This window comes from Methanobrevibacter sp. (assembly GCF_036307625.1).
Lineage (GTDB): Archaea > Methanobacteriota > Methanobacteria > Methanobacteriales > Methanobacteriaceae > Methanocatella.
On the sequence record NZ_JAXJXF010000073.1, the window covers coordinates 1 to 13,227 of the forward strand.

At 37.3% G+C, this 13,227-nt stretch carries 6 protein-coding genes; all 6 read right to left on the reverse strand.

Features of this window, described 5'->3' with window-relative positions; genetic code table 11:
* Positions 1-3: 3 nt before the first annotated feature.
* Positions 4-894, reverse strand: a complete 891-nt coding sequence (locus UIB65_RS04780; RefSeq protein ID WP_330039972.1) for an Rpn family recombination-promoting nuclease/putative transposase — start codon at positions 892-894, stop codon at positions 4-6.
* A gap of 187 nt (positions 895-1,081) precedes the next feature.
* Positions 1,082-1,891, reverse strand: coding sequence for an ion channel (locus UIB65_RS04785; protein ID WP_330039973.1), 810 nt, complete (start codon positions 1,889-1,891; stop codon positions 1,082-1,084).
* Positions 1,892-2,230: 339 nt separating this feature from the next.
* Entirely contained in the window at positions 2,231-2,962 is a 732-nt protein-coding gene (locus tag UIB65_RS04790) for a DUF4013 domain-containing protein (protein ID WP_330039974.1), read from the reverse strand.
* 348 nt (positions 2,963-3,310) lie between these two features.
* Positions 3,311-9,367: an Ig-like domain-containing protein gene (locus tag UIB65_RS04795; protein ID WP_330039975.1), complete on the reverse strand. Its 6,057-nt coding sequence runs from the start codon at positions 9,365-9,367 to the stop codon at positions 3,311-3,313.
* Between the two features lie 158 nt (positions 9,368-9,525).
* Positions 9,526-9,873 carry a hypothetical protein gene (locus tag UIB65_RS04800; protein WP_330039976.1) on the reverse strand — a complete coding sequence of 116 codons (348 nt, stop codon included), beginning with the start codon at positions 9,871-9,873 and terminating at the stop codon, positions 9,526-9,528.
* A partial coding sequence (locus UIB65_RS04805) for a hypothetical protein (protein WP_330039977.1) occupies positions 9,874-13,227 on the reverse strand: 3,354 nt, incomplete at its 5' end.

The following is a 13,227-nucleotide window of genomic DNA, read 5'->3' on the forward strand; positions in this document are numbered from 1 at the left end:
AAACTAAAGCTGGTCCAAAATAACATCCCTAGACAAACCAGTCACATCAACAACAACATCAAGAGAAAAACCCTTATCCAACATCCTCCTAGCATCCTCAAGCTTACCTTCCTCAATACCTTTCTCCATACCTTTTTCCATACCTTCCTCAATACCTTTTTCCTTCATATACCGTTCAACCGGATTAAGCAACATCTTATTTTCCTCCACATATTCATCATATTGAGAAGAATCCAACATATTTGCACTCAACACATCAAACAGATATATGATAGCTGTTTTCTCATTAATGTTCAATTGGAGCCTATCAGAAATATCCTCAAACAATTTTCGTGCCTTGTTCAAAATCTCAAGTTTGGATTCTTCAAAATCCGTATAGACAATCAATTGCAAAGATGCAATGTCTTCGTCAGTTATTTCTTCATTGTTTTTTAGTTTATTTTCCAACTTTTTAAATATATTCTTTGCCTTGAAATCCTTCAGAGAAATCACATGCATAGTGTATACACAATCCTCCTTTATAACAAACTCCTTTTTAGTATAAGTTGGTTTTTCAACACACAGAATGAATAATTCCACATTACTGTCCTTAAATATACGTATCGATGACACATACTGAAAAAATCGTTTAATATCCTCATCCGTTGGAAGTTTTGTCTGACATTCCAAGATAAGGCTTATCGAATTTCCCTCCTTTTCAGCTTCCCCAACAAAGTCCAGCCGAGAGATGCTGGGACCCAAATTTGTAACTTCAGAAATCATCATTCTTTTAATCTTATATGGAATTTCAGCAAATTTCAAAAGGCCGTTGGCACGGTTCAGCAGGATACTTTTGAACGCATAATCATTATAATGATTATACTCATAATCAAAAATATCATTTTCAGTTGTCATGTCAAGTAATATAGCCCAAATATTATTTAAAGCTATTCTTTTTTTAATATAAATATTTATCGGCTGTTAAAATATCATTAAAGCATTATATATTGAAAAATTGAAGAGATAATGTAAAATTGACCCCATTATGAAAAATTGATTAGACTTCATGAAAAATAGATATCAGCATTCCAGGGAAAACTACCTATTTATTTTTAATAATCTCTTTTAACTCATCTATTTGCTGCTGCAATTTCTCGTTTTCCTTGCGAACAACATCAAGCTCATTTAGGATGTTTTCGGATTTCTCCCCAATTTCCTGCTTGAGTTCCTTCATATCATCATCAGCACTGCTCTCAACTATCTTGTCGGTTAAAAATGAAGATATTGCCGCAGTAATTGCTGAAAACATCAGTATTCCAAAAAGGACCAGAAACATTGTCAGGACTTTCTCGTTATAGGTTACAGGAGTGATATCACCATATCCGACGGTAGTCAGAGTAACAATTACAAAATAAAGATAGTCGAAAGTGTTATAGCTTGTACCCACTATGTCCATCAGTATAGTGAATACCAGTACGACGATACCCATTGCAATCAAAATCTTGTGAAAACCTGTTTTTTTAAACAGGTCAACGACGAAAGTGAATCTTGCCAAACGGAATACCCTGATTAGTTTCAAGAGTCTGAGATATCCTAAAATACCTACAGGGAAATCTATAGGGACGAACATGTAGAAAATGAAATCAAAAGGTATTGAAGCAATCAAACCCAACAGATTCCACTTGTCAAGTATGAAATCCCTTTTTGACGGAGCCCTAATCAGTCCGATAAAGTATTCCCCCAAAAGGATTATACATACAATCAAATCAAAGAGCTGAATGTAAAACTGAATATTGTCCGGAACCTGAAAAATGATTGAAATAGTGATAAACACAATGTCCACAAATATCAAATCATGTAAAATGTTATCCTGAACATGCCCGCCATTTCCTTTGTTGTCACTTGTCTCCATTTTCCATAAGCTCCCGGAAAAATATTTGTCAAAATGCATTTTCAAAAATACAGATAGTAACATTTATGTAAAAATTAACTAATAAAACTTTTTCATTGACCTTCTTAAATTAAAAAAAGCATAAGATATGAAAATAATGGATTTTCAAGACATGGTCTGCAAAAACTTAAAGATAGTTAAAGAAAAGACAGATACTCTAAAAAATCCATACCAAAACCCTTAATTTATAAATGCACATAACAATAGTGGCTGTCATGGAAGTGATAGGAATTACAGTATTCAAAATGGTCAAAGAGTTACTGGCACCCAAATTACCATAATAACTCAATCAAGACAAAACTAAGCTTTCATCTTTTTAAATATCACATTTATTGCACAGAATTCAACCATGAAGACCAATATTAATGACAGATTAGACATTACAAACTTAGAAACGGGTATAAACTCAAGACCTGTGATAATCAGCACGGTCAGCAAAAGGGCAGTATAATCCTTGGCATATTCCATCCATCCTATATTGTCAATATAATGCTTGATCAACTTAAAATTAAACGAATCAATAAATTTTCCATCGTCCAGCAGATTTGCTAAAGCAATTTCCAAAAAAAAGCCCATGATATAAGTGACTGCGATGCTCAGTATGAAAAACAGCACCGAATCAATAGGACTGTGAGTGAAAATCAGATGAACTGTTTCTGAAAACTCAAAAAAGAAGCTCTCAATTTCAAAACTTGGAAAGTTAAATAAAATTGAAATGCCCATGAGAATCAATCCTTGAACTACCCAATAAATTGAAAGTACAACAGATGCCTTTATACCCCGAGGAATATCCTTAAAACTAAATCCCGGCAAATGTTCTCTGCCATTTATTAATTCACCGGCATATTGCATACCGTAAGAGATATAAATTACAAAATATATTGCTGTAGGTATCATGGAATACTGTTCGTCGATAAAGCCCATAAAAAAACCAAACAAAAATATCAAACATATGAATAGTAGCGTATTCTTTTTGTTGGCCATGCAGCTACGAACCATGATTTTCAAATAATCTGCTATACGGTCTATCATATATATTTTATTTTGATAGAAGTAGCATTAATTTTTTACTATTCCAATTTCAAAAAAAAAGTTCAATTGATTTTTAGGCAAGATAAAATAAGTAAATGTTTAAATAAAATCTAAATAAACTATTAATTGTAACATCAATATGTTACTAAAAAAAATTATTTCGGTTTAAGTCTAGGGAATTCAGTTTCCCCGGACTTCTGAAATTCTTCTTTTGTAGATATAGATAATCCCACAGATTTTACAGACAATCAACTGAATCATTCAAAAAATTAAAAAAATAATTGATAAAACAATGTCCTAACTGGACAAGACTATGTTTAATCAAACGTTGCTTTCGAATTATTGAAACTAATTTTTAACTACAATCCTATTAGATATTTTGGATTTGCCGTAGCTTGACTTGATGACATATTTGCCAGGTTTTAATTTAAGCTTCAAAATTGCGATTCCCTTCTTGTTGGTTTTTGCGAGATATTTCTTATTTTTAATTTTAAACGTGATCTTCTTGGATTTTTGAGGTTTGCCCTTTGAGTCAACAAGTTTTGCCTTGAATTTCACGGTTTTGGACTTTTTGACAGAGACATTTTTAGCAAAAAGCAATGGCTTAACAGTTATCCTGTTAGATACCTTATATCCATTATAGGATGTTATAACAGTATATTTTTTAGGGTTCAGTTTTATTTTTAAACTTGCATACCCTTTTTTATTGGTTTTGACCTTGTATGATTTGCCGTTTATCTTAAATTTAACTGTCTTGCCGGCACCTACCGCTTTGGCATTATTTCCTATGATTTTAACCTTGAATGCTTTTGCTGAGCCATAATACATCGCCATGTTTTTGTTTGAAACAATGGACGGCAACACCCTTACGTCATTTTCAACATAATCTCCTGTTTTCGGATTGATGGCAGTCACCCGATAATTTCCAGGCTTCATGTTCATGTCCAGCTTAACCTTTCCCATTGAATCGGTTTTATAGGAGTATCTGATTCCATTGATTATGATATCGACGTCGGTATTTTTCAGGACGTTTCCTTTTTTATCCAAAAATGAAGCCACATACACGTATTTGGAGTTTATTACCTTGGTCAATCCCCCAGCTTCAACTGTCGGAAGAACTGTTAGCCTATAGCTTGCAGAAAGTCCGTCATACGGATTGGTGACAGAAATCATATGTTCGCCGACATCAAGGTTCAAGTCAAAGAGGAATGTCTTTTCATTGATTAGGGCATGGTAATTTTTACCGTCAATGTTTATTATGAATGAGGACTTTTCAATGGCCGAACCGGTTCCGTCGAGGAATGTTATGTTCATGTAAGGAGCGTCACCATAGTATTTTACCACATCATTGCCCATGACTGTAGAAAGCACAGTGATGTTGGTCCTGTCAAATGAGTTTTGAGAAACATCATCTGCATAATAGCTGCATTCCACTTCATAAAATCCTGGTTTGAAGTCAATTTCCAATGTGATCCAGCCATCCACATCAGTAGTGCAATTGTAGATGCCCCCATTGACCATAACAGAAATTGTTTTACCAGAAATCGGATTGTCATCGCCGTCAAGCAATACGGCATGAAATTGTGTGCCGTTTCTGTAGTATTTAACCAATTTTTGTGCATGGAGCTGTGTAGTGATGCTTGAAATGTAGATTTTGGATGAAATCTGGCTTTGCCTATATGCCATGTCACCATCATAAAATGCCTTTACGACATAGATATTGGGAGATAGTGTCCTGTTCAAATAAGCCCTGCCGCTTTCATCAGTTCTGGACGAATATTCCTTATTATTAATGATAAATCTTACATCAGCATTCCTGATTACCGTTCCGTTTTCATCGCTCAGCGCAACATAGAACCGGGATGAGTCTGAAAGCTGTGTGTCACCGGCAAACAATACTGTTTTGATTTTGCTGTCTGAGGCATTGACATTTATTACACTAATGGCAGAGCTTCCAAGATAGAAGTTATTTCCACCATATGTCAATTTTGCAATGTAATTTCCGCTGTCAAGCCTTAACCTGAAAATTGCATGGCCTGCATCGTCGCTCATGACTTTAGTATTCATGACAACTTCCCCTTCAAAGGTTGTTAAAAGAAGTGAGACCTGTGAAGAGGCAATTCCATTGCCCAACATATCCTTCAAATCAACAGTCAGATTCAATGTTTGATTGTCTAATGCAGTGATATCGGAAGCTGTTAAAGTTGATGGAGACTTGTCAGAATCCACAACTAGAATTGTTGATTGTGAAGCGGAAGAGATATAATTCGGATTGTCAAAGCTGTATCTGATTGTATGAGTTCCCACATCCAAATTCAAGACCATCTTTGCTATACCTTCATCATTTGTTGTTAAATTATACTTTTTAGAACCTATGCTTGCATTTATCTGCATATTTCTGATAGGATTGTTGTTTACATCCCTCAGGAATATCTCAAATATTCTGGAATCGCCCTTATTTACAACCATATTATTGGCAAATATGCTTGTAGGAGTCCTATAGACAGTTATCCTGTTGAAGCCTTCCCCAAAGATATTGTAATAATCGTTGGAATATTTGTAGCTTACATCATATTCGCCAGGATTTAGGTTTATCTGCAGCCTGGCAAGGCCAAATACATCAGTATAAACCGTATATGCCTTGTTCCAACTTCCTGAAGATATTGTAACAAGGATTTCCTTTCCATATTGAGTGTAAGCATTCGGGTCATTGAAATTAATCATGAAATACTTGTTTTCACCATAATACTGTGCCAGGTCAGATGCATTTATTTGAATGTTCTGAAGAACTGCTTCTTTGGTTACGATAATTGTCGCTCCATTGGAGGATTCCGCATACCATCTGTTCCCTCCATACTCCATAGTGGCCAGATAATTTCCTTCAGCCAAATCAATTATGAATGATGCTTCGCCGTTTCCATCAGTACTTGCAGCATAGGTCTTGACCAGCCTGGACTGATAAAGGCTTAATGTTATTGTCTGGTTGATCAGTCTGCGGCCGTTCATGTCAGTCAATACAACATTATAAAGGCCTTTTAGTGGAATAGTCGCATGGTAAAATCCTGAAACTATTGTCAGGACCTTTTCAACCCGAATGACACCTGATTCCTCACTTGGACCGTAGAGATTATCGCCTACAAATCTTGCATGGACATTGTAGGTTCCCGGAAGGTAATTTATTGTGATGCTTGCAACGCCGTCATCATTTGTCTTTATAGTGAAGTCATCTGATACATTACCCTGTGAAATTGTGAGATAGATATTTTCCCCACGAATAAGAGTACCGTAGCCATCCCTTAAAGTGATGTTGTAAAGATTTCCCTGACCGTACAGTGTAACGTTTTCTACAGTCAGATTTGATTTGACAGGCAATATTTTGATGTTTACATCACATGAACTTGGAGAAAACCATGAATCGCCCAGATATTCACATTTGACTGAGTATTCCCCAACATCCAAACTTAAAAGCACTTCACCGATGCCATATGAATCAGTACTGACGGTAATTGATTTTGCATTGCCCTTTGAATCTGTTATTGTATAAATCAACGGCAATCCCACCAGCTTCAAGCCGTTTTCACCTGTCAGGAATGCGGAGAATCTATTGTTTTTACCGTAATATGTGTGATTATATGCATTCAGATATGTGATTGATGTCAATACTTCAATTTGAGCTGTTGATTCTGTTTTATCGAAAAATCCATTGCCCAGATATTTAACGCAAACTGTATAAACGCCAACAGGATAATTGACATTGAATTCTGCATATCCCTTATCGTCACTGACTATTGTAAATGAGGATTTGTTCATGTTGCCGTCGATTATTTCAACCACAAGGTTCTGATTGGATATCCTGTATCCGTTTACATTGACCAGAGTAAGATTGAATTTGTTCTGATTGCCCTTGAATGAGGCGTCATTCATTATTATGCGGGTGTTTGCGTTTCTGACATCCACATCCAAAATCTGATTGTCAACTCTTGCATAGGCCTTGAAATCACTGGAACCCGCATCATAGCTTAAGTTTGCACAGGCAGAGCCGTTTTCAAGATAAGCGTTTTGAGGAGTGATTTTGCCTCCGTCCACTGAAAAGTGAACAGGTCTTTGAGGCATAGCATGATTCAATTTATAAATGCTGCCGTTTACCATGATATGGTCAAGGCCTGCTCTGATTTGACTGGATGAAAGATATTCCAAAGTCATTATGACCCAGTCATTGACTGTCAATGTTCCGAGGAACTTGAATATCTTTTCTGAGCCGGGCTTTTGATTGTCTCCCCACCAGTTTGTGGAATAATCGACATCCCCATCATAGGAATATATGTCTGAGCCTTCATATTGGGCAGTGTTGTTGACAAAAACACAGTAATGGATTTCCCTGGTTGCAGAAACAGCTCCTCCGAAAGCTGCCTTGTTTTTAATAAATATTGAGTTTACAATCAAATCTCCGCTGGCTATTCCATCACCGACATAGGCTTCACCGTCACTGTTGAGATTGACGTTTCCCATGAAAAAGGAGTTGTTGATCAACGGAGCTTGAACCAGCGCACTACCATAGTTTGCAGAACCTGAATTGTCGATGAATCTGGAGTTGTCTATGCAGTCAGCAACGGCAATCATTCCTTTGTTTGAAATAAATGAACAGTTATTGATGAATCCATGGAATGAACCGTAATCGTCGTGAATATGCAATCCCATGCCGCTGCTTTCATAGTATCTGTTCATTTCCCTGAAGACATTGTTTTCAAAGGTTGAATTTTCAATGTATGCATAAACGCCATAGTTACGTGCATCATCAGCGCTGACGCCAAGCATTGACCTTGATGAATAGGTATACGGATGCAAATTAACTATTCCTATTGAATTGTCTTTAAATAATGACCCATAAATTTCAATGGATTTGGTTACTGGAAATACACAGTTGTAGCTTTCCACACCGCTGTAAGTATAGAAATTTGAGAATTTTTCAAATACTGAATTTATGATTCTGATTTCACCGTTTCCCGCTACGGCAGACCCGACAATATCACTGAAACGAGTATCTTCAATTACAACACAGGAGGCTTTGGAATTGCCTGATGATGTTGAAATCACGTTTGGAGTACTGATTGATGAAAATGAGCAGTTGGAGACATTAAGCATTCCCCCACGAACGCCAATAAGCACATCAGTGTATGCCTTGTCAACCACACTGAATCGGATGTTTTTAATGACCAGACTTCCCCATTCCATAATGACAAAGATATTTCGGGAATTGGCTCTTTGCAGTTCAACATCACCCAATCCAACAATGGTCAAGTTTTTTTCAATGTTTACTCCGCAATTAGCAATGTTTTTATGAATTCCAGGAAGCATACATATTGTATTTCCATTTCCTACTTTGGAAACCGCATACTGCAAAGTAAGGAAAGGCTTTTCATAGCTTCCGTCTTCAGGACCGTCATGACCGTCGGGAGATACGAAATAGGTGTACTGAGACAGTCCTTTACCTACGGTAAGCATCAGCCTCTGGGAATCGACAACGGCAAAGACCTGACAGTCCAATACATTATTGATAAGTCTATTGCTTGCAATCCCCTTAAGGGAGAGGGAGGAATATTCGAATTTTCCGTTTTGTGTTTCAAATTTAGCGGTTCTTTGAGGAATTCTTTCACCCACTGCAAATTCAACTGTTTTGTTGCCGTCAAACCACTTGTTCAGTTCAGCTGTAAACATTCCATCAGGACTTACCGGAATGTCCTGTTCCGGATATGTGAAGTTTAGAACCGCCCACCATGAGACATTGTAATTTTTAAAGTATGAAATGGACGGACCATTGTTTGAACCCCACCAATTGTATGGAGCATATAAAAATCCGTTTTTACCGCTTCCGGAAACGCTTCCGAGTATTGCGGAATATGTAATGTTTAAATCAGAATAGCTGGAAGAAATGTCTCTGTTGAATATTGAATGGATTGCGGTAAAATTGGAATAGGATACGAAAAGCAGTGAAAAGTCACTGTCAATTGTGCTTTCCAATATATTAATGTCAGCATTTTTAAGTATGAACCTTCCGCTGACTTTTGAATTTGTTAATTTTACTTTCGCATCATCAATATCCAAATCAGAGACTGTGGAATTTGAAATCATTATATCCGCTGTGCTGAAAAGATTCTCATCGTACTGGTTGTTTGAATTAATTAGTGTTACCCTGGAGTTTATGATTCTTAAGACATTGAAGTTGTATACACCGTTTTCAACACCTGATGTTGCATAGGGATTGTCAAGTATCTGGGAACCTGATATATAACAGTTACCTATGTTTGTAATCAGTTGAGCCATATTCTTTGAAACGGAATCGCTTATTTTAGAATCAGTTATTGTTAAAGTTCCCTCATTGAAAATTACTCCCATGACTGTGTTCATTTTGGAAAATGAAGAATTTGCAATTGTCAGGTTTCCCCTATTGCTTATGGCTGACAGCTGACTGTAGTCATTGGTGTATCCGTTGACAAATTTTATATTGTTTAAAACAATATTTGAAGAATCTTTGACATTGAAAAATGCATATTTACTCTCACCATCTATGGTACACCATTAGAAGCAGATTCAATTATAAGATTCTTATCGACATTCAATCCGGTATTTGACACACCCTTATAGACCCCATCCTTCAGGATGATGCGGGAATTATTGCCTGCACCACTTATAGCTTCAGAAATAGATGAAAATGGTGAGTTTTCACTTCCGTTACCGCTGCTGCCGGCATTCGAATCCACATAGACAATGCTGTTGTCATGCCCGACATCTGCCAAAACCACATCTCCGGTCAGGTTGTTCCCGCCTGCACTGACAATGGCCATTGATGAGACCAAAGCCAAAAATATCAAAAATGCTAAAATGATTTTGTTGTTGAAAATTAAAAACACCACCTAATATTCCTCTTTTTCTTCATCCCTGCGTCTATAACCTATTACCAAAAGAGCCAAGGTTATGAGTGCAAAAACTAAAAACTTAACCATAGAATCTCCATCATTTACCAGGTCTTCAAATTCGTTTATTTCAAATGCCTTGGAAACACTTTGGGATGCGTCGCTTGACTGGGAACCGCCCTCGCCCTGTGAGCCTCCCTGTGAAGATGAAGCTGAGGAAGCCGCATTGGAAACCATTCCTATGGATGCAAAGTTCGGATTGTAGCTTGAGCTGTTGGATTTGCTTAAACTATCTGAATTTACATTACCGTTTGCATTTGACTCATGTGAAGAGTTTGAATTTCCTGTGTTTGCAGATCCGACTATATTCTGGCCAGAATATTGTCTTCCACCGAGTGATGAGTACATGCCATTGTGATTGTTTCCGATTCCCTGATATCCCATGTTGGATCCATCACCATTTCCTGAGTATTGCCAGTTTCCTTTTCCCCCAATATTTGTTCCTGTTGAAGTGCTTGAACCTGTACCGGTTGAAGATGAATGTGAATCTTCGTCTTCGGGTTTAGGATTGATTATTGGGTTTGGATTTTCCTTGCCTTCATCATCACTGCCTGAAGAAGGATTTCCGTCAACGACTGTTCCTTCCCATTTTACCCACTGACCATACCACGGCTTAAACTGATTGTTGTTTACAGCCCATACGGAATCGTCAGGACCTGAAAATCCGGTGGAAGTTTTTCCCCAATAGTTATACCTCATGTCAAATGCATTGGTACCTCCGGAACTGCCTATTGTGTTTCCTGAAGGCGCAAAGTTGCCTACAATGTTTGAATCACGTATGGTGATATTTCCTGAACCGAAATTGAATGCTCCGCCTCTGTCTAAAGCCTTGTTTCCGGAAATTGTTGAATTGTAAATGTTCAGGTTATTCTGTATGTGGCCATAGTATACAGAGGAAGTATATTCGATTGCACCACCATAGCTTGCGGAGTTGTTTGAGATGACGCTTCTCATTATGATGAAGTTATCAGAAACGTCCAATGCCCCTCCGCTTACACCTGCAGTATTGTACATCAGTACGGAATCGATGATTTTGCCGTCTTTTGCAGTTGCATGGATTGCTCCACCATCCCTGATGGCCTGGTTGAAATAGAACTCGCTTTCCAATACGTGCAGCTTATTGAAATTACCCCAAATGGCTCCACCTTCATGTCCGCTGTTGTATCCAAAATAATCAAGGTCATTTTCACCAATTGAACGTCTGGTATCGTTAGCGCGGTTGTTCATGAATGTTGAGTTTTTAGCTTCAAGATTTGGCAATCCATATGTAGCTATTGCTCCACCAATCCTTGCTGAATTTGAAATGAATTTGGAGTTTTCAATGTTCAGGTCATTATTTGCATATATTGCCCCGCCCATTCCAAGAGGCAGGTCACAATATGAGCCTGTCTGATGGCGGTTTCCTTCATCGATTGACCAGCCGGTAGTATAAAGCCTGATTGCACAGTAATCTATAGATGTTATGGCAACATTATTGTTGAATTCTGTGTTTTTGACATCCATCGGACTTGTAGTGTTGGAAAAGATTGCACCTCCATGGACACCCAAATTGCTGTAGAATGCTGATGATTCTATAGATATTTTTCCAAAATTGGCTATTGCACCTCCATAATGACCAAGATTGTTGAAAAATGCGCTGGAATTGATTTCCAATTCGCCGTTGTTTAAAATTGCACCGCCCATTCCGGTTTTTCTGCAGTCAACAGTGTAAGCCTCTTTCAGGTCTCCGTCATCGCTGTATGTTACGTCATGGTCAAATACCGGATGGGAATTGTCAAAGAAAGATGAAGAATTTGATATGACTGTACTGTTGATTATTAATCTGCCGTTGTTGACAAATGCAGAGCCCCCATCGACATTGTGAGCATTTTTAATTGAAAAACCGGAAATTGAAAATGTGGAATGCTCAGATATGTTGAATAGCTGACTGCTGCAAGCATCAATGACTGTTTTTCCCGGATTTAAGCTGACCAAAGTCAAATTCTTGTTTATCATGATGCATGATTCATTATAATTTCCTTTGCTCACATAAATGATGGAATAATTTAAAGCATTCTTAACGGCTTTTGAAATTGATGCATAAGGGTTTTTCTCACTGCCGTCACCGCTGACATCACTTCCGTCTTCAGCTGAAACGAATATGTCTCTTGGAGTGTTTAAACTGACATCGTCGAATAATGCATTGACTGCATCATCCGCATACCTCAACCCATTTGAACTTATCAGATAGTTTTTCCAGATGACATTGGATAAATTCCTGTCGGAAATTACCTCAACGGCATATTCTCCACCATTTATGGAGTGAGATATGATATAATTTTCAAACACTTCACCATTGGTGACATTTGTAAGCAATATTCCTGCCTGATTTTTTCCATTCCCTTCAATGAAGATATTGTTGGATTTTATTTTAGGATTTTTGGAATTGCATGCGTTGTATGCGTAAACTGAACTGGAATTTGCAGTTATCCTATTGTTTAAAACCTTGTCATTGATTGAATTGTTGGAATAAATTACGCTCAATGAATCTGAACTTGCATTTATAGCATTGCCTTCTATTAATGTATCACGAGTGTTTTCAAGTCCTATAATCCTTTCAACAGATGTGACATTGAAATGATTGTCCAAAATCCTGCCTGAAACAGTATTGGTCAAAGCAATTTCAGAAACGCCTGAAACATCATTGCTTTTAAATACGTTGTTGCTGCCCCCATTTATATTAATGGAAGTATTCACAAGAGAGTTGTCGCTTATAATGATGTTTGAAGAATCGTTGACATTTATCTTTGAATTTACAAAATTAATTCCATAGACCTTTGATCCTGAAGCGTTTTTATCAAAAGTCAGCCTGACAGTAACCGGAAGGTTCGCATCAACTGATGAAATGTTGACCTTGACAGTGATGTTCATAAGCTGATTTTTTGTAAGATTATTGAAAAGCAGAGTGGAATCCTTGCCAATCAAATCTGATTTCAGGTTTCCTTTTTCATCAAAAAATACATTATAGTTTCCATCATCGACAATGAATGAATTTGAATTGAAATATCCGTCGGCAAGAATAGGATTGGAAACATTTGTGTGAATAAGATTACCTTTTATTGAAGAGTTCTCACATCCCCTGCATGCCACGGCACTGCAGCCATCATCCACAGCAAAAATGGATAATTTATTGTCCTCAATTATAATGTTTCTGGAGCTTTCGGCTGAAATTCCACATACTTCATTGGCCACAGCATATAATGTGTTTCCACCAACAGTAAGATTGGAAACGCCATAAGCATTGATTAAAGTGGC